Genomic DNA, 25,202 nt, shown 5'->3' with positions numbered 1-25,202 from the left:
CGCGGCTTTTTTTTATTATCTCCCTTATCTATTTTGCTTTTTTTTATTAAAAAATATAAAATATTATTCTATTTTTGCAGAAATCCTAATTCAAATAACTATGAAAAGATTTCTACTCTCTTTTGTATTATTGTTCTTTACATTTAATACGGCCTTTGCACAAAAAGACACGGAACACTGGATCGCTCCCTATTATGTCAGTACCAGTGCCTCTGGATATACAAATGCCGTATATCTTTCTACAGATTCTACCACTCCCGTAACGGTACAGATTTTCAGTAACGACAGCAATGGAAATTATGTACAACTGGGAACTGATGTTACCATTAGTAAAGGTATTCCACAGACTGTAACAATTCCGGTAGCCATGATTTCCACAACCAGTTCAACAGAGGCAGGCCTTCCTGTTAATAAAGGGTTGTACATAAAAGGAACTAAAGCTTTTTTCTGTAGCTTAAGAGCTGCTCAGTTTAGCCATGGCGAAATTGTTACCTCTAAAGGAAAAGCTGGCATAGGGACAACATTTTATGCTGCTGCTGCTCCCATCAATACTGCTAGTACCACTTTACTGAACTTCACTACCGGTATTATGGCAACTGAAAATGGGACTACAGTAACAATTTCGGGATATGATCCCGGCTTAAACCTTGTAAATATCTCTCCAACTCCGACAAATATTACTTTTACACTAAACAAAGGACAATCATACCTTGTTGCTGGACTTGCTAACGGCGGTGCCAATTCTACAGGTTTTATAGGAGCTAAAATAGTCTCCAACAAACCAATTACAGTTACCAACGGAAACGCAAACGGTAACTTTTCAATCCCTAATGGAGGGGGATCAGACTTAATTCTAGACCAGTCTGTACCTACTGATCGTCTAGGTACTGATTTTGCAATGGTGAGAAGTTTATCTCCTGCTTCTTCAAGTGAAATGGAAGGAGGGATTATTATAGCAACAGAAAATAATACTGAAATTTATTTAAATAACGTAGGTACAGCTGTTGCAACTCTAAATGCAGGACAATTTTATAGAATTCTAGATGCAAACTACGTAGCCCAAACCAATGGACATTACAATATGTACATCCGTGCTACCAAAAAAGTATACTTATATCAATTAGTTGGTTCCAATGGTACAGCTACCGGAGGATACAATTACATCCCACCATTGAACTGCTTCCTGCCAAGAAAAATTGACGAAATAGGATTAATTAATGAAATGCCTGGAATTGCTACAAATACTATCACTTTAAAACTTAATATCCTTACAGAAGCTGGAGCAACGGTTACTTATAGTATTAATGGTGCACCACCTGTAACACCAACTACTGCTGAAGGTCCATATCCACTTTTAGGAAATACAAACTGGGTAACTTATGCAATTACCGGAGTAAATGGAAACCTAGCAATTACATCTAATAAAGCGGTAACCGCAGGGGTAAACGGAGGATTTAGCTCTGCAGGGTACGGTGGTTATTTTGCTGGATTCTCATCCGTACCGGTTATCTCAAAACAAACAGGAGAATGTGCACCGGGGATTATTCTTGAAGTAGATCCTGGCTACGATTCTTATCAGTGGTATCTCAATGGAAATATTATTACTGGAGCAACTTCAAATACATATGCTCCATTAGTTGGGGGTAACTATACCGTTAGGGTAACTATGGGAGGATGTCAACCTGTGGTAACACTTGCCTACAAAGTCTTTTCATGTTTAAAAGAAACCACAAAAAGCAGTGAAACTTGTGGAAAAAAAATCATTCAACCTGTATTTACCTCTTCCCCACAAGCCCCTGTTGCAAATACTGTAAAAATTATAACACCTCCGACTCATGGTACAGCAGTAGTAAATGCAAATGGAACCATCAGCTACACTCCAAACACTGGTTTCGTTGGTTCAGATGTTTTTGTCTATAAATTCTGCGGAAATGATCCTGAATTTGTAGATTGTGAACAAGTAACCCACACTATAAAAATTGTACCTATTGTTGTAAAAGAACCAACAATTACAGCATGCCAGTACGATAATGATCCAACTGCAATATTTGATCTTACATTGGCAAATGTAACTGACTATACTTCTCCTTTTGTAAAAAGATATTATCCTACACTCAATGATCTGAACACGAATAATAATGAAATCACTGAGCCTAAAAAGTATGCTTCAGCGGCCGGCTACGTTTACGTTCATATATCAGCTGAAGGAGGATGTAATGCAACTACAAAAATTAAATTAGAACCAATTCCTGTAAAAAGATCTCCAGTTTTGGTTGACAAATTTATTTGTATTGATGGCAGAACATCATTAGACGCAGGTCCCGGATATGACAGCTACCAATGGAATACCGGAGCTACAACATCTTCTATACAGGGAGTACCTGTTGGAGAATACACCGTAATTCTTGAACATAATAACTGTTTCTTAGAACAAACTGTACATGTAAAAAAAGTTCAGGATCCGGTAATCACTAAAATTGAAATTACAAATAATACCGCTACTGTTATTGTGAGCGGAGGAACTGCTCCTTACAAATATGCAGTGGATGGAACTACAACTTGGCAAGATTCAAATGTATTTACTAACCTTTCAAGAGGGCAACATACCTTCTACGTAAAAGATGCATACGTTTGTGATCCTATTTCTGTAGAGGTAACTGTACCAAACTTAATCAATGCCATTACACCAAATGGAGATAATGTAAATGATTATATAGATTATAGTGAATTAGCTTATAAAGAGAACCTTACATTTGTTATCTATGACAGATATGGTAACAAGATTTTCACCGGAGATAAATTCAACAACTATCGTTGGGATGGAAGATCATCTGGTAAAAAAATTGTAACAGGTACCTATTGGTATCATATTAATTGGAATGAACCAAACGCAGCTAAAACGCCAATAAAATATACTGGCTGGATATTGGTAAAAAACAGAGAGTAATTTTTGAAATCATATTTAGAAGCCACAATTTTTGAAAAATTGTGGCTTTTTTATTATTTCCTTATAATATTTTATTATATTTTTTACAAAACATATCAAATATTCTTTTAATTTTGCAAAAATCCTAATTCTAACGTTTATGAAAAAATTTCTACTCAGCTTTGTATTGATTTTCTTTTCAATCAGTACTTTGTTTGCTCAGAGAGATACTGAACACTGGATAGCTCCGTACTTTATGGCGACCAGTGCTACAGGGTATGCTAATGCGTTGTATCTTTCTACAGACTCTACAACCCCCTTTGAGGTAAAGATTTACAACAACAATACACTTCTTACCACAGTAACACTCAGTAAAGGAGCCCCTCAAACTTATACGGTTACCCCTGCTCTTATATCCACAAGTAATGCTTCTGAAGCAGCAACCGTGACTACAAAAGGATTGTATCTGAAAGGAGACAAACCTTATTTCTGTAGCTTAAGAGCAGCACAGAGCGTTCATGGTGAAATTATAACATCCAAAGGAAAAGCTGGTATCGGTACAAAATTCTATGCCGCCGCAGCTCCTATTACTTATGCATTTAGCTCTTTTGACACCTTAATAGACTTTACAACTGGTATTTTGGCCACTGAAGATGGTACAACTGTAACAGTTTCAGGCTATGACCCTAACATTCAATTCGTTAACAACTCACCTGCTCCATTAACAGTTACATTTACTCTAAACAAAGGGCAATCTTATCTTCTTGCAGGGCTTTTAAGTCAAAGTACTGTAAATAGAACAGGATTTATAGGAGCTAAAATCGTATCTAACAAACCTATTTCTGTAACCAATGGAAATGCAAACGGTAACTTTGGAACATCTCCAAGTGGTTCAGATTTAATTTTAGATCAATCTGTTCCTACCAACCGTCTTGGAAATGAATTTGCCATGGTAAGAAGTTTATCTCAAAATCCAGCAGATAATATGGAGGGAGGGATTGTCATTGCAACAGAAAACAATACCGAAGTTTATCTTAATAATATCGCAACACCGGTAGCAACGCTTGATGAAGGAGACTGGTATAGAATAAACGAAACTTCATACGTTGATCAGGGGAACGGACACCGTAATATGTATATACGTACAACAAAAAATGTATATCTATATCAAACAGTTGCTCGAGACGGATCTCAATCCGGAGGATATAACTACATTCCGCCATTGAACTGCTTCTTGCCAAGAAAAATTGATGAAATTGGTAAAGTAAATGAAATGCCTTCAATTACTACTAGCACTATTACCCTAAAATTAAACATTCTTACAGAAGCAGGCGCAACGGTTACTTATAGTGTTAACGGTGGTGCCCCAATAACCCCAACTGCTGCTCAAGGACCATTCCCACTTTCAGGAAACTCGAACTGGGTAACTTATGGGATCACAGGAGTTGCAGGAAATCTATCTATTAATTCTAACAAAGCTGTTACGGCTGGGGTTAATGGAGGATATAGTGCAGCAGGATACGGAGGATACTTCGCAGGATTCTCTTCAATTCCATTAATTTCAAAAACAACGGGAGACTGTATTCCAGGAATTAAATTAGAGGTTGATGACAGTTATGAAACTTATCAATGGTACTTAAATGGTAATCCAATTACTGGAGCAAATTCAAATACTTACACCCCTACATTAGGAGGTAATTACACTGTAAAAATTACTATAGGTAGTTGTCCACCAGAAACAACTCCTGTCTTCAAAGTATTCACTTGTTTAACAGAATCTACTAAAGCGATGAATGTTTGTGATATTTCTCAAGTAGTTATCCCAGAATTTACCGCTTCAACACAAACATACAACCCTAGTACAGTAACTATTGTTACACCTCCTACAAATGGTATAGCAACAGTAAATCCGGTAACAGGAGTTATTAACTATACTCCAAATGTAAACTATGTTGGTACTGATACTATCGTCTATAAATTCTGTGGAAATGCTCCGGAATTTGTAGATTGCGAACAAGTAACACTTACATTCACTGTTTCAGAACTTCCTATTGTAACAGACGCAACATTGAGAACTTGTTTCTTAGAAAGCAACACAGCGACAGGAGAATTTAACCTAACAAATGCTCTTGTAACTGGACAAGGTGGCGTAACAAAAAAATACTACCCTTCAACTACGGATGCTGTAAACGGTACAAATGAAATTTTAACTCCTGACCACTATATTGCACCAAATGGAGTTGTTTATGTAAAAGTAACAAACGGAAACGGATGTTATAGAATCGCTAAGATTACCCTTATTGTATTCCCTCCTACAAAATCATCAGTATTAACTGAAAAAGTGATTTGTATGGAAGATAAAACGACATTAGATGCAGGTCCTGATTTTGATGGATACTTATGGAGCACAGGAGCAACTACGCAAACAATATCTGATGTAACCGTAGGTACATATTGGGTAAGATTAAAAACTGGTGAATGTTGGACTACACAAACTGTGAAAGTATATGCAGCACAACAACCTGTAATTTCTAGTGTTGACATCGCAACTAATACAGTGACTGTATATGCAACAGGAGGAACTGCTCCATATAAATACTCTATGGATAACATCAGCTGGCAAGATTCTAACGTCTTTACAGATGTACCTAGAGGAAATGGAACTGTATATGTAAAAGATGCTTATGATTGTAATCCTATCTCTGTAGAAATTACAATCCCTAACCTAATCAATGTTATTACTCCAAACAATGATGGTGTAAATGATGTTTTAGATTATTCTGAATTAGGACATAAATCTAATTTGGTAATTGACATCTTTGATAGATACGGAACTAGAATCTATCAAGCAAATAAAGCAAACGGATACAAATGGGATGGTACTACTAACGGAAGTAAAAAAGTATCTACCGGAAACTATTGGTTTAGCGTAAGCTGGAATGAGCCAAATGCTAAGCAAACTCCAATCAAATATTCAGGATGGATTTTGGTTAAAAACAGAGAATAAATAATACTCATACTAAATTTATTAAAAACCACGATTTTAAAATCGTGGTTTTTTTATTGCTTTTTCAACTTAATACTACTTTTTATTATTAAATTTGTGACAAAAGCTATTCCTGAATGAGAAAAATTCTATCTTTTTTATTTATATTTTTCATTTCCATGTCAACTTTTGCACAGTTTGACAGAGAGCATTGGTTTGCTCCAATGATGGATAGAACAGGAAACCCAAATCCTTTCCAAAAACTGTATTTATCAACCAGTCGTACCACTCCGTTCCCAGTAAGCATCTACAATAATAATATTTTAATTGGTACTGTAACAATTAGTAAAAATAGTCCGCAGAAATTTGATGTTCTAAGAGACTATATTATCACCACTTTACAAACCGATCTTTTTGTACCCACTACAAAAGGTCTTTATCTAAAAGCTGATTTTCCTTTTTACGCTAACCTTAGGTTTTCGGTTTTCAACCACGCTGAAATCATCACATCAAAAGGAATACCGTCTACCGGAAAAACTTTTTATGCTGCCAATGCTCCTATTACGGTAAGCAATGATATCCTGAACTTCATGACAAGTATTCTGGCAACAGAAAACAATACTACAGTTACCGTCTCTGGATATAAATCTACTGTCCAATTTTCCAATGGAACAACAGGGGTTACCAATCCAACATTAACATTTACTTTAAATAAAGGACAATCTTATATCATTGAAGGTAAAGGTGATCTCACAGGTAATTTTGATGGATTTATAGGAGCAAAGATTGTGGCTAACAAAGCCATTAATGTAACTAATGGTAATTTTAATGGACAGTATGCAGGAAACAACCCTACAAGTTCAGATATTTTGATGGATCAGGCTGTACCTGTTGAAAGACTAGGAACCGAATTTGCCTTAGTAAAAGGAAATGGAAGTATCGGGTCCAATATGGAAACAGCTCTCGTAATAGCTACGGAAGACAATACACAAATTTATGTGAACAATGAAATCCCTCCTATTGCTACATTAAATACAGGTCAATATTATGTAGTTCCAGACACCAAATATATTTCGCAGGGAAACAATCACTACAATTTATATTTAAGAACCACAAAAAATGCATACGTTTATCAGATGCTTGCCGGAAATTCAGCGGCAGGAACGGAGGTTGCAACAGGTGGTTTTAATTTCATCCCGGCTTTAAATTGTTATTTACCTAAGCAAATCAACGAACTTGGTCTTATCGATGAAAACTTCGTTCTTTCTAATAATAATCCAACCGGTATTTTAAACATTCCGACCAAATTAAATCTTATTACCCAAAAAGGTGCTGTCGTAACAGTAAATGGAAATACTCCTCTTGCAAGTACAGGACCTTTTGATATGACCGGAACCAACAACTGGGTAACCTATGGAATCCCGAATACAGCAGGGACAATAACCGTTATTTCAAATAAAGCAATTACTGCAGGAATCAACGCAGGAAGTGATGCCGTAGGATATGGTGGCTTTTTTGCCGGATTTCCCACACAACCCCTCATTTTACAATCAGGAGCAGGCTGCGCTCCGGGTATCCAACTTACGATTGACCCACTAATCTACGACAGCTATCAATGGTATAGAAATGGAGCTATTATTACAGGAGCTACAAGTTCGACATACAATCCTACTCAGGCTGGTTTTTATACATGTTCGGTAACAATGGGAAGTTGCGCTCCGCTTATTTCCAATGAAATAAAGATTTTAAACTGTACGAAGCAAAGTACTGCTATTTACACTGTTTGTAATACTAAAACAATTACTCCAGCATTCACAACTTCTACACAAACGCCGGTTCCTTCTACAGTATCAATAGTAACACAACCTACCCTTGGTACAGCAACGATTAATGCTACAACAGGAGTTATTACCTATACTGTTACGAATCCCGGAACAACAGGTACAGATACGTTCACTTATACATTCTGTGGAAACGACACCGTTTTTCCGGATTGTGAAACTGTAGTCGTAACCGTAAATCTAGAAGCACTTAACACAAATAATGTTACTCTTTCGGCTTGTAATGTAAGCAATAATCAAGGTACTTTCAACCTTACTTCTGCCAATGTAAGTAATAACTCTCCTATTACCATCACTTATTATCCGACTTTAGCAGATGCACAAACTGAAAATCCGGGGGCACTTATCGCCTCTCCGACCAATTACTCAGCAACCAGCGGAACAATTGTATACGCTGTTGTAAAAAATAATCTTGGATGTAAAAGTATTGCACAAATTACACTAAACCTTTATAATCTGGCTATCGTAACTTCTAATTATTCAGGGGTATTTTGTGATGATAATTTTGACGGAACCGTTATAGTAAACCTTTTAAACATCACTCCAATTGTCCTTAATAATCCGACTTATTTTACCAATGTAAGATATTATGCAAATATTACGGATGCTAATGCAGGAAATACCAATACGCTTCCTAACAACTGGAGCTATACAACAACGACTACCATTTACATTCGCGTAGATTCACCGGACGGATGTGCGGCTGTAATACAACCGCTAAATTTCTCTATCGGACAGCAAATTCAATTATTGACTGACCGTGTTACAACAAGTATTTGTGACGAAGACTTAGATGGAAATAAGCAGATTAACTTACTCCCTTTTATTCCTCAATTTACAACTGATCCGGGTGTTACGTATACTTTCCATAGCAGTTTACTGGATGCACAAAATGGTACAACACCAATCAACAGTACATTAACTCTTTCAGGAACTCAGACGATCTACATAAGATTTGAAAAAAATGGAATCTGCCCTACGATCGGAAGAATAATTCTTACTATTAAAACTCCTAAAAAATCTGATATTTTATTAGATCAAACAATCTGTGCAAAAACTACGACTATTTTGGACGCAGGTTCAGGTTTTGAATCCTATGTTTGGAGTACAGGAGCAACAACATCTTCTATCACGAATGTTCCTATCGGAAATTATTGGGTAGATCTTACCTACAACGGTTGTGTTTACAAGCAATATGTAAACGTTATTGAAGCACAGCTTCCTGCTATTCTTTCCATCGATATCAATGGAACAACGGTAACGGTAAATGTAGGCGGAGGTTTCCCTCCTTACCAATATTCTTTGGATGGAATCAACTGGCAGAGTTCAAATGTTTTCTATAATGTGGCAAGAGGTTCTTACGTTGTATATGTAAGAGATTCTAAAAACTGTCAAATGGTGGAGAAACCTTTCGTGGTTGTAAAACTCGTAAATACCATTACTCCAAGTGGAGATGGCCATAATGATCAGATTAACTATTCCGGACTTGCCGATAAAACCAATTTTGAATTCAGAATTTTCGACCGATATGGTGCTGAAGTTTTCAGAGGAACACCAACCAATAATTATACTTGGGACGGAACAATGGGAGGCAGAAATGTACCAACAGCAACCTACTGGTATTTCATCAGTTGGATAGAATCCGGAATAACACCTACTACCGTAAAATATACAAGCTGGCTTTTGGTAAAACACAGATAAAAAGTATAAAAAGCATATTTATAACAGTCATTAACAATTTTACAATAAAGTTTAATATACTTTAACCTGTTTTTGCTGCCTATTAAGTAAGAAATTGGAGTATTTCTATGTAATTTTGCCAAATTATATGAAGAAACTAATTACTTTAATTTTATTGATTTTTATAGCTAAAATCAATGCCCAAATTTTCTCTGGTGAAGTTTTTTTAAGAGACAATTCTATCTTGTATCTTAATCAAGTGTATGTAACCAACCTTACCACACAAAAAACGGTACTTACCAATTATAATGGTAATTTCAATCTCGAAGCAAAATTGGGGGATGTTGTTCGTTTCACTTCAATCATTACCGAAAGAAAAGATTTCAAAATCACTCAGCAAATGTTGGGTGGTAAAAACTTAATTGAACTTAAAATAGCTTATTACGATATTCAGGAAGTATGGATCAGCAGGTTCAAACCTACAGGTAATCTTAGATACGATGTCAATTCAATCAGAAAAGAAGATAAAGGCCTTGCGCTAAAAAAGATGATTGGCTTACCTATTCCTAAAGGAGACGGGACTCCTCCTGAGCTTCCGGTTGCAGGATTGAGAGACGGTGGACTTACCTTCAGCCTAGAAAGTATCTATGATATTCTTTCAGGCGAGCGTAAGAAGAAACAGCGTTATTTAGCATATGAAAGAATGAATTCTTCTATTACTCAAATAAAAAATTATTTAGGGAAAGACTATTTTACAAAATTTAAAATTCCTGAGAACTTAATTGATAATTTCTTACAGTTCGTATATACATCAGAAAATATAGAGGCTTATGTATTAGCAGGAAACTTTGAAGCGATCAAAATACCGATCGAAAAATACCTTCCGATTTATCAAAAAAGACTTAAGAGTTCGCATCTTCAGGAGGTCGCAAAATAAAAAGTTTTTAAATTTCCCTTTTAGAAATGAGGAATCTTTTTTAAAATATTTATAATTTTATCACCTGTTTAATTATTAACGAGACACTATCACAAGTTTAAAAGCATATATTTTAATGAAGAATTTACTTTTTTTATTGAGTACAGTATTATGTATCAATCTTTCAGCACAAGGCGGGAAAGACAAGGATTATAGTAATATCTTAAAAAGTAAAAACATCTATGAGCTCAATGCTTTCTTGAGAGATGCCCATCCTGATGAGCCTCGTCGTTCTGTAATAAAACCAAGAGTCATGCAGCTGATGAAGGAATATATCCAAAATGCAGCTCCGGGAGACCCAAAAGTAAAAAGTATGCAGGAAAACCTTGCTCTTTTAAAAAGACGACCTTCTACCAAGATTACTTTTGACGAAATGAATGCCAAAATACGTGAAAAGCAAATCGCAAGATATAGATCAGAACTCAATTCTGGAGTAACATCTATAAAATACACTCCAAGTACCTCTCAAAATGTGTATGTTGTCAACACTCCGGCTACCGCAACAAAAGCTGCCATTGTAAATACTGAGGCGGATGAATTTAATATGCTTATGGCAAGCAATCCGGTTGAGCACAAAAATAAAACCGTAAAAATATTAAACTCATTATTTGATAATGATCCTAATGCCAAAGAATGCATTGTGATGATCGAAAATAATTCTGACTGTAACATTATCGTAAGAATGGAAGGTGTGGGAAATACCAAATACCGTCTTGCTATTCCCGCTCATGCTGACAACTCTATTGTAATTGAAAAAGGAAATTATTTGTTTACCAGTATCGTTTGTGGGGCTCAATATGCATCTCAAAAAACGGTTCAAAAACCAATTATGGTAGCCTTAAGCAATCCTAAATAAGATAAGAAATCATCTCAAAATCATTGCAAAAAACAAAAAATCAGGTATTTTTTTCATACTTTTGTCCGATTTTAAAAGATTATGGGCAAGAATAAATTAGCAAGGTTCACTGAAAACAAAATATTACCAAATGTAGTTCAGCCAACAAGAGAAGAAGCTCTCAATGGTTTTAAGCTAAAAGGAAACTGGAGAAAAGATTTCTTCAAAAACGATCATCCAATCGTTTTAGAATTGGGGTGCGGAAAAGGAGAATATTCTGTAGGTCTTGCCAAAACATTCCCAGAAAAAAACTTTATCGGAATAGATATTAAAGGAGCAAGATTCTGGTTCGGAGCTAAAGAAGCGGTTGAAAATAACATGAATAATGTTGCTTTCCTAAGAAGCCAGATTGAACTTGTAGACCACTTTTTTGCCGAAAATGAAGTAGATGAAATTTGGATTACTTTCCCGGATCCTCAGATCAAATACAGACGTACAAAGCATAGACTAACCCATCCAGATTTCTTAGACAGATATAAAAAGTTTCTAAAACCCGGTGGAATTGTTCACCTAAAAACGGATTCTGAGTTTTTACATGGGTATACATTAGGGTATTTACAAGGAGCAGGCTATGAAATCATCACAGCACATCATGATATTTACGGAGCTCCTGAATATGATCCTGACACTCCACATTTAAGAGACATCAGAACCTATTATGAAGAGTTATTTTCTGCAAAAGGGAAAACAATTACATACATAAAGTTCAGAATAAACTAATATAAAAGGTAAGTTTTCTTACCTTTTTTCGTTTATATAAGTGATGTATCGATTTATTTATAATAACATTTCATTTACCAATTAAAATATATTCTATGAAAGAGAAAATAGTTTTTGGAACACTTATTTCTTTTCTTTTAATCAGTTGTAATACGAATTACAAGACCAGCTCTTCCTCTACTCCTAAAAAGGTACAGCCTCGAATCTCTCCTACTATATCTATAACACCATCAACATCACAAACAGAACAGGAATACAACGCCTTAATAAAGACCTATAAACCCGAAACAGCTGATGTTTTAACCGATCTATTCAATGACAGATCAAATAACCCTAAAACATCGATTACGGTCACCAATAAGTCTCGTTGCAATATGGTTTTGACGATTAGTGGGAAGAATTATTCAAAAAAGATTCCGATTGGTGCCGGAAAGATCGGATATGCGATGGTTCTTAAAAATCAGAATTATAATCTATCCGGAATGGTTTGTAATTCGGTCTATAAAAAAACTCAATTTATTTCGTCATCTTATAGCATCACTCTTTCCAATTAATATAAAACTTCATCAAATAAAAAATCCGTTAAGAATGAACTTAACGGATTTTTATATTTTAAAGATAAATCTTTAATTATTCAGCATCGAAATCAGCATCTTTATCAGCAGATACTACTTCTCCTTCTTCTTTAGATTTTTCTTTATCAGCTTTTCTTTGAGACTGACCTTCTTTGATAGATTCTGAAACAATGCTCAAGATCATATCGATAGATTTAGAAGCATCATCGTTTCCTGGGATAACGAAGTCAACTTTTCTTGGGTCAGAGTTTGTATCAACAATACCGAAAACTGGAATACCTAATTTCTTAGCTTCAGTTACAGCGATGTGCTCTCTCAAGATATCTACAACGAAGATTGCAGAAGGAAGACGAACCATGTCAGAGATAGAACCTAAGTTTTTCTCTAAGTTAGCTCTTTGTCTGTCTACTTGTAATCTTTCTTTTTTAGATAAAGTTTCGAACGTACCGTCTTTTTTCATTTTGTCGATAGAGTTCATTTTCTTTACAGCCTTTCTGATAGTAACAAAGTTTGTTAACATACCTCCTGGCCATCTTTCTGTAATATAAGGCATATTAAGTTCTGAAGCGTGTTTTGCAACAACCTCTTTCGCTTGCTTCTTAGTAGCTACGAAAAGAACTTTTTTACCTGCAGAAGTTAATTTTTCTAAAGCTCCACAAGCTTCATCCAATTTAACTGCTGTTTTATGTAAGTCTACAATGTGAATACCATTTTTCTCCATAAAAATGTATGGAGCCATATTTGGATTCCACTTTCTAGTCATGTGACCGAAGTGTACACCAGCCTCTAGAAGGTCTTTTACATTTGCTTTTGCCATGTTTTCTGTTTTTGTTAGTTTACTTTCCGCTTTTTAAACAATCAACAACTTCTTTAGATGGGAGAAGCGTTTGGATGCTAAACGTAACGGGCAATTTTTTTGTTTTGATAAATAGATTTAGATAGAAGATAACAGATTGAAAAAATTCCAGTATCTGAGATCCAATATCTGAAGTCTGAAAATTAACGTTTTGAGAATTGGAATCTCTTTCTTGCTTTTTTCTGACCTGGCTTCTTTCTTTCCACCATTCTTGCGTCTCTTGTAAGTAAACCAGCTGGTTTCAAAGCTAATCTGAATTCAGCATTGATTTCGCATAAAGCTCTTGAAATACCTAATCTGATAGCTTCTGCCTGACCAGTATTTCCACCACCGAAAACGTTTACAGTAACATCGTACTGACCAACAGTTTCAGAAAGGATAAACGGTTGGTTCAATTTGTAAACCATCACGTCTGTAGAGAAATAAGTTGCAGCATCTTTACCGTTTACTGTAATAACACCAGTTCCTGGCTTTACATAAACTCTAGCTACAGAAGTTTTTCTTCTTCCGATTTTGTGAACTATAGACATAAATTAATTATTTAAATTCGTTAACATTAATTGTTTTAGGCTGTTGAGCTTCATGTTTGTGCTCAGTTCCTTCATATAAATAAAGGTTCTTTAATAAAGCAGATCCTAATCTGTTTTTAGGCAACATACCTTTTACAGACTTTTCTAATACTTTTAAAGAATCTTTCTTTTGAAGTTCAGCCGCAGTCATAGACTTCTGTCCTCCAGGGTAACCTGTATGCCAGATATAAGTCTTATCGTTCCACTTGTTTCCAGAAAGAGTAACTTTCCCAGCATTCAAAACGATTACATTATCACCACAATCTACGTGAGGTGTATAATTCGTTTTGTGCTTACCTCTCAAAATCTTTGCAACCGTAGAAGCTAGTCTTCCTAACGGTTGTCCTTCAGCGTCTACCACAACCCATTCTTTATTAGCAGTAGCTTTGTTCGCTGAAACAGTTTTGTAACTTAATGTATTCACACGTTTTAGTTAAAGATTAAACATAATTTCCCCCTAAAAGGGTGTGCAAAGGTACAAATTATTTTCGGAATGCAAAAACATATTTTATTTAATCTATTGATTATGTGTTTGACTTCTCCGATTTGATAGACTCATTCAATAAAATTGACTCTCTTCATTCATCCGACTTTAACATTTTAAAAAATTGTAAAAACAAAAAACTTTTAAATATTCAACATTTATTACCTTCTATTTATTAATTTTATTTAAACATTCAATCAAAAAATTGTCGATATAATTATTTTATCTATATAATTAATTATATTTGTGCTAAACACTAATATGCTATGAGCCACGGAAAAACAAGAGAAGATAAAACGTGCCTTAACTGCGGACATTCCGTTGAAGAAAGATACTGCCCTCATTGTGGGCAGGAAAATATAGAACCTAAACAGCCGTTCCATTATCTTTTCACGCACTTCATTGAGGATTTTACTCACTATGACGGCGAGTTTTGGAAAACCATAAAGTATTTATTATTCCGTCCCGGAAAATTAACGAAAGAATATCTCGCAGGGAAAAGACAATTGTATGTTGCCCCTGTAAAACTTTATATCTTCATAAGTTTCATTACTTTTTTTCTTCCTCCTCTAATTTCCAGTTCAGAAGAAGAATCAGGCGAACATGATAAAAAAACACAGGTTGCGAAGGAAATTGAAAAAGAAAAAGCCAAAGAAGAACAGTTTGCAAAAATTACGGACAGCTTAAAACAACATCTTACTAAAGAGCACCTCAATAAAGATTCACTCCAATCAAAGCAAACTCTAAAAGATGTTAAAGTAACAGAAGTGAACGGAAACGATATTGATACAGACGCTTTAGGAGAAACTAAAGACGGCAGAATAAGTGTTCTTGGAGCACTAAATATGAAGCAATTTGATTCTCTGCATTTAAATGACAAAAAAAATTATGCGGTCTATACCTTCATGAAGCCTTTTGCCAAAAAGATTTTTCATATGCAGGATCAGGGGTTAAAGAAAGATCTTATTATGGACAAGTTTAAGGAAACTTTGATCCACACCCTTCCGAAGGCATTATTCATTTACCTTCCGGTTTTCGCTTTCTTCCTTTGGCTCTTTCACAATAAAAAGAAATGGTGGTATTTTGATCATGGAATTTTCACCCTCCACTATTTTTCATTCCTATTATTAGGAACCCTTATTTTAATATTTTTTGATAGAATCACAGATCTTTTACCAGATTATAGTGCCTTAAGTTTATTAATCATCCTTGTAAATACGGCATCTATTATTTATATGTCTATCTATTTCTTTATAGCCCATCACAGAGTCTATGAAAGCTCCAGGACAATGAGTATTTTCAAAGGAATCTTCTTATTTATGATCAATTTTATAGGAATAATCTTTATGGGATTACTACTAATGTATGCAAGTTTTATGATGATGCATTAATCACGAAGTGTTTTATTTGCTCTGAAACTCGCAATTAAATAATACGCTACAAATACAGTAGAAAATTTAAGGATAGAAGGAATCGCCAATTCAAGGTTAAATAGTAAAGCTCCGACAAATACCAACACTGCCATTGCTAAAAAAGAAAGTCCCAACTTTTTTGGCAAAGTAAAATTTGGAGTATCCAGATAATAGGCAATTCCCCATGCAATACCGAAAGCCAAAGCATAATAAATATCAAGACCAAGGTTTTCTGAACTGTAAAAGAAATAGTTAATTAAAAAACTCAAAACAGTTCCCAACGCAAAATACAGCAATGCTTTTTTCATACCTTATATAATATGGTGCAAAAGTAGAGAAATTAATTTGAGAATTTAAAAATGAATACACGTTCATTTCTAAACGAATGTTTGTTCCGTGGGTAAACATTTAATTAACAAAACCAACACAACAATTTTAATATCAATAATTTAAACTAAAATAAGCGGTTACTATTTTATTATTATATTTGGGAATTCAGAAATTTTCTAGATTTTTTATGGAAACCCAAAAATATACTCCAACCAATAAAGTAAGAATCGTGACTGCTGCATCGTTATTCGATGGTCATGATGCTGCTATTAATATTATGCGCCGTGTCATTCAGGGAACAGGATGTGAAGTCATTCACCTTGGACACGACAAATCTGCAGAGGAAGTTGTAAATACAGCTATTCAGGAAGATGCCAATGCGATTGCCTTAACTTCTTATCAAGGGGGGCACAACGAATATTTTAAATACATCTACGATCTTTTAAGAGAAAAAAACTCTCCACAAATCAAAATCTTTGGTGGCGGTGGCGGTGTAATCCTGCCTGAAGAAATCGAAGATATCATGTCATACGGAATCGATAGAATTTATTCTCCGGATGACGGTCGTGAACTTGGTTTACAAGGAATGATCGATGATTTGGTGAAAAGATCAGACTTCGCGACAGGAGAAGAAGTAGAAGCAAGTGATTTAGATTCTATCAGTTTTGAAAATTCTACAAGTATTGCAAAAATTATTTCTGCGGTAGAAAACTTCTCAGAAGAAAAACCAGAATTAGTTCAAGCGATTGACGAGAAATCAAAAGATCTAAACATTCCAATCATTGGTATTACAGGTACCGGAGGAGCCGGAAAATCTTCATTAACAGACGAATTGGTAAGACGTTTTATCCGTTCAAACCCCGATAAAAAAATTGCGATCATCTCCATCGACCCTTCTAAAAAGAAAACAGGAGGCGCACTTTTGGGTGACAGAATTCGTATGAATGCGATCAATGATCCAAGAGTTTATATGCGTTCGATGGCAACAAGAGAGAACAACGTTTCTGTTTCTCCGTTCATTCATTCTGCTTTGAATGTTTTGAAATTAGCTCATCCAGACGTAATTATCCTTGAAACTTCAGGTATCGGACAATCCGGTTCAGAGGTTTCTGATTTTGCAGATGTTTCAATGTACGTAATGACTCCTGAATATGGAGCTTCAACACAGTTGGAAAAAATCGACATGCTAGATTATGCAGATTTGGTTGCTTTAAATAAATCCGACAAAAGAGGTGCTCTTGATGCACTTCAAGCGGTTAGAAAGCAGTTCCAGAGAAACCATTTATTATGGGAACAGCAACTGGATGAAATGCCTGTTTATGCAACAAAAGCATCTCAGTTCAATGACCATGGAACAACAGAATTGTACAACAGATTGGTTTCTAAAGTAAACGATAAATTTGCTGATTTAAATCTACAAGGTTTTGTTGAACAGGAAATTACAGACGAAGTAACAATTATCCCTCCGAAAAGAGTTCGTTATCTTTCTGAAATTGTTGAAAACAACAAACAATATGATGCAAACATTGAAAAACAAGCTGAGCTTGCGAGAACAATGTATCATATTGAAGGTGTTAAAAATATTATTTCTAATGAAGCTTTAGATGCTGAATATCAAAAGGCAGAAAAAGAACTTCAACAGGAAAATATCGACTTCCTAAAAACTTGGGATGATACGAAAAAGGCGTTTCACGAAGAGTTTTATTCTTACTTTGTAAGAGGAAAAGAAATTAAAGTGGAAACCTCAACAGAATCTTTATCCCATTTAAGAATTCCAAAAATCGCTTTACCAAAATACAATGATTGGGGTGATTTGATTAAATGGAAAGGTCAGGAAAATCTTCCGGGAGGATTTCCTTACACAGCAGGAATTTATCCTTTCAAAAGAACCGGAGAAGATCCAACGAGAATGTTCGCCGGAGAAGGAGGTCCTGAAAGAACCAACAGAAGATTCCACTATGTTTCTGCAGAAATGCCTGCAAAACGTTTATCTACCGCTTTCGACTCGGTGACTCTTTACGGACAAGACCCTGCTTTACCACCGGATATTTATGGTAAAATCGGAAATGCTGGAGTTTCTATTGCAACGTTAGATGATGCTAAAAAACTATACTCAGGTTTTGATTTGGTAAATGCGTTGACTTCAGTTTCAATGACAATCAACGGTCCAGCTCCAATGTTGCTAGCTTTCTTTATGAATGCGGCGATTGACCAGAATGTTGAAAAATATATTGCTGAACATAAATTAGAATCTAAAGTTGAAGAAGTTTTAAAAGCAAAATTCGACGATAAAGGTTTAGCAAGACCAAAATATAACGGAGAATTACCTCCTTCTAATAATGGTTTAGGTTTAAAATTATTAGGAATCACGGGAGACGAAGTAATTCCTACAGAAGCTTATGCTGAAATTAAAGCTAAAACCATTGCAACCGTTCGTGGAACCGTTCAGGCTGATATTTTAAAAGAAGACCAAGCTCAAAACACTTGTATTTTCTCGACTGAATTTGCCTTGAGATTAATGGGTGACGTTCAGGAATATTTCATCAAAGAAAAAGTAAGAAACTTCTACTCAGTTTCTATTTCTGGGTATCACATTGCAGAAGCGGGAGCAAATCCGGTTTCTCAGTTAGCATTTACATTGGCAAATGGTTTCACGTATGTTGAATATTATTTGTCAAGAGGAATGGATATTAATGATTTTGCACCGAACTTATCATTCTTCTTCTCCAATGGAATCGACCCTGAATATTCAGTAATCGGGCGTGTAGCAAGAAGAATCTGGGCAAAAGCAATGAAATTAAAATACGGAGCTGACGAAAGAAGCCAGATGTTGAAATACCACATTCAGACTTCGGGACGTTCGCTTCACGCTCAAGAGATTGATTTTAACGATATCAGAACTACTCTTCAAGCGCTTTATGCAATTTACGATAACTGTAATTCACTTCACACAAATGCTTATGATGAAGCAATTACAACTCCGACCGAGCAGTCTGTAAGAAGAGCGATGGCAATTCAGTTGATTATCAATAAAGAATTAGGTCTAGCGAAAAATGAAAATCCACTTCAAGGTTCATTTATTATTGAAGAATTGACGGATTTAGTTGAGGAAGCTGTTTATACAGAATTCGACAGAATCACGGAAAGAGGTGGTGTTCTTGGAGCAATGGAAACGATGTATCAACGTTCAAAAATCCAGGAAGAATCGATGCATTACGAATGGTTGAAACATACAGGAGAATATCCAATCATCGGAGTAAATACGTTCTTAGGAAAAGATGGTTCGCCAACAGTTCGTCCGGGAGAAGTTATCCGTTCGACTGAGGAAGAAAAGCAATTCCAAATCGAAATGCTTCACAACTTCCAGAATTCTAATCACGATAAATCGGAAGAAGCATTGAAAACTTTACAACACGCTGCCATCAATCAGCAAAATTTATTTGAAGTAATGATGGATGCCGTAAAATACTGTTCTCTTGGGCAAATTACCAATGCTTTGTTCGAAGTAGGCGGTAAGTACAGAAGAAATATGTAGTCCGGCCCGTGTCGGGCAGACAATTATTGACTACTAACTGTTCAATAATTATAAATTAAAACCTCATGGAATTTTCTTTGAGGTTTTATTTTTTAATTATCTTTATAAAAAAATGTGATGAAAATTTTTCAGGTAGAAAATCCTTGTGAAGAAAAATGGAACAACATGCACAATATTCCTGAAGGAAAATTTTGTGATTTGTGTTCAAAAAAAGTATTGGATTTGACTCAAAAAACGAATGATGAAATCTTTCAACTTTTGGAAATATCGAACGGGAAAATCTGTGGAAAAATTTTCCAGCATCAATCAAATAGAAGTTTTTCAAGGCCTGAAAGAATCATCATTAATCATGAAAAAAGAAAAGGCTATTCACGACTTGTTGCGGGATTGACAATTGCTGCAAGCTTAACAGGAATCCAAACCAATGCGGTAACCATTCAACATCCTTCAACAGAAATTTCACAAAATAAAAATCTAAAAGAAAACAATTCTGAAGAAGAAAAAATATCAGATAAAGATTTCATTATTTCCGGAAAATTAATCAACTCTGAAACAGGAAAACCTCTACAAAATATTCAGGTCACTTTAATCACAAAAGGAAAAATTTTTAAAACTAATACGAATCAAGAAGGAATCTACAAATTAATTGTTCCCATTTTTTATATTCAAAAAAATAACAATGTACTCCACTTTGATTTTGGAGGCTACAATGATAAAAAATACATTCTTACTAAAGATGAACTAAGGAAAAAAGAATTTTCTTTTAAGAATAATGAAATCAATACTTTTATTAGCATCACCGGAGGTATTTCATCAAAAAAATTCGAGCCCACTATTTTAGTGGATGGTGAAGAAATTGATGAAAAAGAATTATCTGAACTAGATCAAAGAAATTTTAATTTTTTCCATTTTTCTGGAAAAACAGCAAAAGCTGTTTATAGCGAGGCTTCAGAGGACGGCTTATATTTATTTTATACAAAATGAAACCAAAAGCCATTTTCAACTGGAGCAGCGGAAAAGATTCTGCACTTGCATTATACAAAACTTTACAGGAAGACCAATTTGAAATCACTTCTTTGCTGACAAGTATTAATCAAGAATTTCAAAGAATCTCTATGCATGGGGTTCATGTTTCATTATTGGAAAAACAGGCTGAAAGTTTAGGGTTTCCTTTAATTAAAATGGAAATTCCGAAAGAACCTTCGATGGAGGAATATCGTGAAATCATGAATAAAACCGTGAGCAAGATAAAATCTCAAGGGGTTACTCATTCTATTTTTGGAGATATTTTTTTAGAAGATTTGAGAAAATATAGAGAAGATCAGTTACAATCCATCGGAATGAAAGGAGTTTTCCCTTTATGGAAAATTGACACAACCAACCTCATCCATGAGTTTTTAGACTTAGGCTTTAAAACCATTGTGACTTGTGTGAACGAAACATATTTAGATAAAAGTTTTGCAGGAAGAATTATTGATAAAGACTTCATTAAAGATTTACCAACAAATGTAGATCCTTGTGGAGAAAACGGAGAGTTTCACACCTTTACCTTTGATGGCCCGATCTTTAAAAATCCTATTCAATTTGAAATTGGAGAGATAGTCAAAAAAACATACCCGAAACCTAAAACTGATGACAATGAAGAAAATGGAGAATATGTTTTCTGGTTTTGCGATTTGATTTCAAAATAATAATTTAAAACTTTCGTTTTATTCTAAACTAAGACAATGAGACCTTATCTGAGAATTGAAAAACCTTGTGAAGAGCCTTTGAACAATATGCATGATGTTCCGGGAGGAAAACATTGCGACTTATGTTCAAAAAAAGTTTTAGATCTCTCAAACTTAAAGGATGCTGAAATTTTAAAGATTATTCAAGAAAACAAAGGTGAAAAATTCTGTGGAATCTTTTTCAAAAATCAATTAAACCGTCCTTTACAAGAAAAAAGAATAATTGCAAATAGTTCTCCAAGAAAAATTACCTTTTCAAAAGCAGCCGCTGGATTAGCTTTAACAGCAAGTATGATCAGTTCTTATCCCGCTCAAACTACAGCAATTCATTCGGAAGAAATAACACTATCTGCAGATTCAAAGAGAAAAACCAATGATGAAGAACCTCAAAAAGACGATACCAATTTTGTAATTTCAGGAAGAATAATTGCTTCAGACAAAGGGATACCGATTCCTGCAGAAGTCAGTTTTATTACAGTTTTGAAAGTTTATACCACAACAACAGATAAAGACGGTTATTATCACCTTGAAGTACCGAAAGACATTCTGAAATACGAAAGCTTATTGGAATTTAGCCCCGACATTCATTCCTATGATAAAAAATTAGCTATTTATACCATTGAAAACCTTGGTAAAAAACAGCTGATAAAATTAGATTATAATGGTTCAGATAAAATGTATGGTGAAATTACCTATGGTCCACCTTTAGCCACAGAAAAATCCCTTGTGATTGCAGAAGGAAAAAAACTTGATTATAAGCTTTTTAATAAAAGCTACTCTCTATTTCCTAATAAATATGAGGTTCATTACATCCCTAAAGAGTTTGTAAAATTCTTCACTCAAAAAGAAACAATTAATAACATTTACATCGTTTTTATAAAATAAGAATATCTTAAAATAAAATCAATTTAAGTACATATTTCTCATTTACCGACACATTTTCACCGTTTACCTCAAATTTTATTTTCATTGTGATGCAAATTTTATTTTTGTTCTATAAAATAATATAACAATGAAAAATCTAAAGCTTTTAAGTAAATCTTTACTGATTTTCTTTCTGCTCACTGCGACCTTATATTTTTCACAGACAGGAATCAGAATTACTTACTACAACGGAACTACACAAGATTACAGTATCGAGAATAGTGGCAAATTATATTTCACCTCGACTAATCTTTTAGTTAAAACTTCCGCAACCGCAACTGATGTTTCTATCCCAATGACAATCATCAGGAAAATCACATTTGTTAATTCAGTATTGTCGACTCAGGAGGTTGGAAAAAACGAGTACAACACCAAACTATATCCCAACCCAACATCAGACTTTATCAAAATAACTTCTGATAAAAATGACCGAATGAAGGTGAAAATTTATTCTTCTTCCGGACAGCTCGTCCATACAGGAACTTATCTTCCGAATGAAAGTATAGACATTAGTCACCTTACAGCAGGCTTTTACCTGGTACAAGTAGATCAAAACGTTTTAAAACTGATAAAAAAATGAGAAAGCACATCTATTTTATCGTAGCTATGCTTCTATCTTTAAGCATAAAGGCACAGCAAAACATCATTGCACACAATTCAGGAAACAATATGTATGCTTCTCCTACATCAGTAGTAGACAGCATTAAATTCGACACCAATGATTCCAAATTTCACATTAGTGGAAATTCGGGAAATCCTAATCTTCCGAAATCTATTGTCGATAGTCTTACCTTTACTTCCACAGCAGTGAACTTGACTAAAATTTATATTATTTATAAAGGTACAGATAATGCAACGATCATTAATCCTTATGCAAATCAAGGGGTAAATATTACCGCAACAGGAGGAACAGTCAACGTTGTTTCAACAGCAACGATCAGTAATCTGGAATATAATTTATTAGGAACAAGTACCACAGGAAGCTTAACAATGAGCTCTACCCTACCTGCAACTTTTGTAATGAATAATCTGAATATTACTAATGCTTCAGGATCGGCAATCAATATTACAGGAGGGCAAACTCATACGTTTACTCTTCAGTCAGGAACGACAAACTCCCTTACTGATGGATCTTCAAGTACTAAAAACGGAACGCTTCAAACGGATGGCAAAATTATTTTTGCAGGAACCGGAACGTTAAATATTAAAGGAATTAAAAAACATGCTGTTTCCACATCGTCTATCATTGAAGTTCAGAATGGAAATATTAATGTAATCTCTGCTGCTTCAGACGGGTTTCATTCTGAAGGATATGTCATGAGCAACGGAACAATAGTTACCACTGCAACAGGTGATGCTATCGATGCTGGAGATGCTGCTGTATCAATTTCAGGAGGAAATATTACCGCCACATTAGCTTCTGCAGATGTAAAAGCGATTAAAACAGGCACTAATACAATTACTATTTCAGGAGGAACATTTAATTTAAATTTAACCGGAGCTCAATCGAAAGCAATCAGCGCCAAAGGAAATATTACTTTTAACGGAGGAAATATAACAGCGACATTATCCGGAGCCGCAGTTCTTACAGCTTCAGGAAGTGGTTATGATCCTTCATATTCTACCGCAGTAAAATCAGATGCTGTCATCACGGTAAACAGCGGAACATTTAATCTGACGTTAGCTTCAACAGCAAGTGGAGGAAAAGGATTTTCAGCAGACGGAGAGCTTATCATTAACGGAGGTACTTTCACCATCAACAATGCAGGAACAGGAACTACATATACCAATACATCGGGTGTTGTTGATTCCTATACTGCTTCAGGTTTAAAAAGTGATACGAATATCAAAATTTACGCTGGAACATTAAACATAACGAGTACAGGAATTGGAGGAAAAGGAATTTCTGCCGATGGAGAAATTGTTTTAGGAAATATAGGAGCTTCCAATAGCTTATTAAACTTAAATGTTTCCACTACAGGAATTCGATTTTTAGTTTCAGGATCCGGAAACAGTGCAGATTACGCCAATCCAAAAGCCGTAAAAGCGGAAGGGAATCTTACGGTAAATAGTGGCACTATTACAATCAACTGTACACAAACTTCAGATGGCGGTGAGGGATTGGAAAGTAAAAACATTCTTACTATTAATGGTGGAGTTACGGAAATCTCAACTTGGGATGATGCAATCAATGCCGCAAATGCAATCGTGATTAATGGAGGAACAACTTACTGCTACGCAAAAAACAATGATGGTATTGACAGTAACGGAACTTTAACGATCACTGGAGGTACAACAATCTCCAATGGAGCTAGAACTCCCGAAGAAGGTTTTGATTGCGACAATAACACATTCAATATTACAGGAGGAATTATTGTAGGAACAGGAGGAGCAACAAGCAATCCGACTTCAGTTTCAACGCAGAAATCGGTAAAAGTAACCACCACTGCGGGAAATCATGTGTATATAAAGAATTCTTCCAACCAAACAATCTTAATGTATAAAGTTCCTTCATTTTACGGAACAGGATCCAGCAATTCAGTGACTTTACTTTTCACAGATCCTAATTTTGTAAACGGAACGTATACCATTTACAGAGGAGGAACAATCTCCGGAGGAACCGACTCTCATGGGTATATTACAGGAGGAACTTATACGGGCGGAACCTCATCTACATTTACTGTAAGTAGTTATTTGACAACTGTAAATTAAAATATATAATTACAAACCCCTGAAATACGTTTGCATTTTAGGGGTTTTATT

General features: G+C 35.0%; 18 protein-coding genes. 14 read left to right on the top strand and 4 right to left on the bottom strand.

Going from position 1 to position 25,202, the window contains the following annotated elements:
* The first annotated feature begins 100 nt into the window (after positions 1-100).
* The 7 genes from RM51_RS03015 to RM51_RS02985 all read left to right on the top strand — a co-directional run bounded on the left by RM51_RS03015 (position 101) and on the right by RM51_RS02985 (position 12,578).
* Complete coding sequence (locus RM51_RS03015; RefSeq protein WP_039365000.1) at positions 101-2,947, top strand: T9SS type B sorting domain-containing protein; 2,847 nt, start codon at positions 101-103, stop codon at positions 2,945-2,947.
* Between the two features lie 139 nt (positions 2,948-3,086).
* The gene (locus RM51_RS03010) at positions 3,087-5,933 is read left to right on the top strand and encodes a T9SS C-terminal target domain-containing protein (RefSeq protein ID WP_039364997.1); all 2,847 of its coding nucleotides are present in this window, start codon (positions 3,087-3,089) and stop codon (positions 5,931-5,933) included.
* A 158-nt stretch (positions 5,934-6,091) separates the two neighbouring features.
* Positions 6,092-9,454, top strand: coding sequence for a T9SS type B sorting domain-containing protein (locus tag RM51_RS03005; RefSeq protein WP_228375768.1), 3,363 nt, complete (start codon positions 6,092-6,094; stop codon positions 9,452-9,454).
* A 127-nt stretch (positions 9,455-9,581) separates the two neighbouring features.
* Positions 9,582-10,370: a hypothetical protein gene (locus tag RM51_RS03000; protein WP_039364991.1), complete on the top strand. Its 789-nt coding sequence runs from the start codon at positions 9,582-9,584 to the stop codon at positions 10,368-10,370.
* Positions 10,371-10,485: 115 nt separating this feature from the next.
* A complete protein-coding gene (locus RM51_RS02995) occupies positions 10,486-11,265 on the top strand; it encodes a DUF6759 domain-containing protein (protein WP_039364989.1) in 780 nt (259 codons plus the stop codon).
* 81 nt (positions 11,266-11,346) lie between these two features.
* A complete protein-coding gene (trmB, locus tag RM51_RS02990) occupies positions 11,347-12,024 on the top strand; it encodes a tRNA (guanosine(46)-N7)-methyltransferase TrmB (protein ID WP_039364986.1) in 678 nt (225 codons plus the stop codon).
* A 95-nt stretch (positions 12,025-12,119) separates the two neighbouring features.
* Positions 12,120-12,578 carry a DUF6759 domain-containing protein gene (locus tag RM51_RS02985; protein WP_039364984.1) on the top strand — a complete coding sequence of 153 codons (459 nt, stop codon included), beginning with the start codon at positions 12,120-12,122 and terminating at the stop codon, positions 12,576-12,578.
* 76 nt (positions 12,579-12,654) lie between these two features.
* Here the strand turns inward: RM51_RS02985 and rpsB are convergent, their stop codons facing one another.
* The 3 genes from rpsB to rplM all read right to left on the bottom strand — a co-directional run bounded on the left by rpsB (position 12,655) and on the right by rplM (position 14,448).
* Entirely contained in the window at positions 12,655-13,416 is a 762-nt protein-coding gene (rpsB, locus tag RM51_RS02980) for a 30S ribosomal protein S2 (RefSeq protein WP_039364980.1), read from the bottom strand.
* 182 nt (positions 13,417-13,598) lie between these two features.
* Complete coding sequence (gene rpsI, locus RM51_RS02975; protein ID WP_039364978.1) at positions 13,599-13,985, bottom strand: 30S ribosomal protein S9; 387 nt, start codon at positions 13,983-13,985, stop codon at positions 13,599-13,601.
* Positions 13,986-13,992: 7 nt separating this feature from the next.
* Positions 13,993-14,448 (bottom strand): 50S ribosomal protein L13, encoded by a 456-nt coding sequence (gene rplM / locus RM51_RS02970; RefSeq protein ID WP_007843275.1) that lies wholly within the window; start codon positions 14,446-14,448, stop codon positions 13,993-13,995.
* A 326-nt stretch (positions 14,449-14,774) separates the two neighbouring features.
* Here rplM and RM51_RS02965 point away from each other — a divergent pair, with 326 nt between their 5' ends.
* Positions 14,775-15,899 (top strand): DUF3667 domain-containing protein, encoded by a 1,125-nt coding sequence (locus RM51_RS02965; protein WP_039364972.1) that lies wholly within the window; start codon positions 14,775-14,777, stop codon positions 15,897-15,899.
* Here RM51_RS02965 and RM51_RS02960 read toward each other — a convergent pair.
* Positions 15,896-16,228 carry a hypothetical protein gene (locus RM51_RS02960; protein ID WP_039364970.1) on the bottom strand — a complete coding sequence of 111 codons (333 nt, stop codon included), beginning with the start codon at positions 16,226-16,228 and terminating at the stop codon, positions 15,896-15,898. The two genes, RM51_RS02965 and RM51_RS02960, sit on opposite strands and share 4 nt — an antisense overlap.
* A 209-nt stretch (positions 16,229-16,437) precedes the next feature.
* Between RM51_RS02960 and RM51_RS02955 the strand changes: the two genes are divergently transcribed.
* The 6 genes from RM51_RS02955 to RM51_RS02930 all read left to right on the top strand — a co-directional run bounded on the left by RM51_RS02955 (position 16,438) and on the right by RM51_RS02930 (position 25,151).
* A complete protein-coding gene (locus tag RM51_RS02955) occupies positions 16,438-19,785 on the top strand; it encodes a methylmalonyl-CoA mutase family protein (protein ID WP_039364968.1) in 3,348 nt (1,115 codons plus the stop codon).
* Positions 19,786-19,902: 117 nt separating this feature from the next.
* Positions 19,903-20,769, top strand: coding sequence for a peptidase associated/transthyretin-like domain-containing protein (locus tag RM51_RS02950; protein ID WP_039364966.1), 867 nt, complete (start codon positions 19,903-19,905; stop codon positions 20,767-20,769).
* Positions 20,766-21,476, top strand: a complete 711-nt coding sequence (locus tag RM51_RS02945) for a Dph6-related ATP pyrophosphatase (protein WP_039364964.1) — start codon at positions 20,766-20,768, stop codon at positions 21,474-21,476. The genes RM51_RS02950 and RM51_RS02945 overlap by 4 nt, the downstream gene beginning before the upstream one ends.
* 36 nt (positions 21,477-21,512) lie before the next feature.
* Complete coding sequence (locus RM51_RS02940; protein WP_039364962.1) at positions 21,513-22,400, top strand: carboxypeptidase-like regulatory domain-containing protein; 888 nt, start codon at positions 21,513-21,515, stop codon at positions 22,398-22,400.
* A 127-nt stretch (positions 22,401-22,527) separates the two neighbouring features.
* Positions 22,528-23,019, top strand: a complete 492-nt coding sequence (locus RM51_RS02935) for a T9SS type A sorting domain-containing protein (protein WP_039364960.1) — start codon at positions 22,528-22,530, stop codon at positions 23,017-23,019.
* Positions 23,016-25,151 carry a carbohydrate-binding domain-containing protein gene (locus RM51_RS02930; RefSeq protein ID WP_052248366.1) on the top strand — a complete coding sequence of 712 codons (2,136 nt, stop codon included), beginning with the start codon at positions 23,016-23,018 and terminating at the stop codon, positions 25,149-25,151. The genes RM51_RS02935 and RM51_RS02930 overlap by 4 nt, the downstream gene beginning before the upstream one ends.
* The last annotated feature ends 51 nt before the right edge of the window (positions 25,152-25,202 follow it).

The sequence above is a fragment of the Chryseobacterium taiwanense genome (assembly GCF_000813825.1).
GTDB lineage: Bacteria > Bacteroidota > Bacteroidia > Flavobacteriales > Weeksellaceae > Chryseobacterium > Chryseobacterium taiwanense.
This window is presented reverse-complemented; position numbering and strand designations above follow the sequence as displayed.

What these genes read in the sequence shown, in the direction of transcription:
- RM51_RS03015 (WP_039365000.1), top strand. Translation starts at nt 101, where the DNA reads ATGAAAAGATTTCTACTCTCTTTTGTATTATTGTTCTTTACATTTAAT.
- RM51_RS03010 (WP_039364997.1), top strand. Translation starts at nt 3,087, where the DNA reads ATGAAAAAATTTCTACTCAGCTTTGTATTGATTTTCTTTTCAATCAGT.
- RM51_RS03005 (WP_228375768.1), top strand. Translation starts at nt 6,092, where the DNA reads ATGTCAACTTTTGCACAGTTTGACAGAGAGCATTGGTTTGCTCCAATG.
- RM51_RS03000 (WP_039364991.1), top strand. Translation starts at nt 9,582, where the DNA reads ATGAAGAAACTAATTACTTTAATTTTATTGATTTTTATAGCTAAAATC.
- RM51_RS02995 (WP_039364989.1), top strand. Translation starts at nt 10,486, where the DNA reads ATGAAGAATTTACTTTTTTTATTGAGTACAGTATTATGTATCAATCTT.
- trmB (WP_039364986.1), top strand. Translation starts at nt 11,347, where the DNA reads ATGGGCAAGAATAAATTAGCAAGGTTCACTGAAAACAAAATATTACCA.
- RM51_RS02985 (WP_039364984.1), top strand. Translation starts at nt 12,120, where the DNA reads ATGAAAGAGAAAATAGTTTTTGGAACACTTATTTCTTTTCTTTTAATC.
- rpsB (WP_039364980.1), bottom strand. Translation starts at nt 13,416, where the DNA reads ATGGCAAAAGCAAATGTAAAAGACCTTCTAGAGGCTGGTGTACACTTC.
- rpsI (WP_039364978.1), bottom strand. Translation starts at nt 13,985, where the DNA reads ATGTCTATAGTTCACAAAATCGGAAGAAGAAAAACTTCTGTAGCTAGA.
- RM51_RS02965 (WP_039364972.1), top strand. Translation starts at nt 14,775, where the DNA reads ATGAGCCACGGAAAAACAAGAGAAGATAAAACGTGCCTTAACTGCGGA.
- RM51_RS02960 (WP_039364970.1), bottom strand. Translation starts at nt 16,228, where the DNA reads ATGAAAAAAGCATTGCTGTATTTTGCGTTGGGAACTGTTTTGAGTTTT.
- RM51_RS02955 (WP_039364968.1), top strand. Translation starts at nt 16,438, where the DNA reads ATGGAAACCCAAAAATATACTCCAACCAATAAAGTAAGAATCGTGACT.
- RM51_RS02950 (WP_039364966.1), top strand. Translation starts at nt 19,903, where the DNA reads ATGAAAATTTTTCAGGTAGAAAATCCTTGTGAAGAAAAATGGAACAAC.
- RM51_RS02945 (WP_039364964.1), top strand. Translation starts at nt 20,766, where the DNA reads ATGAAACCAAAAGCCATTTTCAACTGGAGCAGCGGAAAAGATTCTGCA.
- RM51_RS02940 (WP_039364962.1), top strand. Translation starts at nt 21,513, where the DNA reads ATGAGACCTTATCTGAGAATTGAAAAACCTTGTGAAGAGCCTTTGAAC.
- RM51_RS02935 (WP_039364960.1), top strand. Translation starts at nt 22,528, where the DNA reads ATGAAAAATCTAAAGCTTTTAAGTAAATCTTTACTGATTTTCTTTCTG.
- RM51_RS02930 (WP_052248366.1), top strand. Translation starts at nt 23,016, where the DNA reads ATGAGAAAGCACATCTATTTTATCGTAGCTATGCTTCTATCTTTAAGC.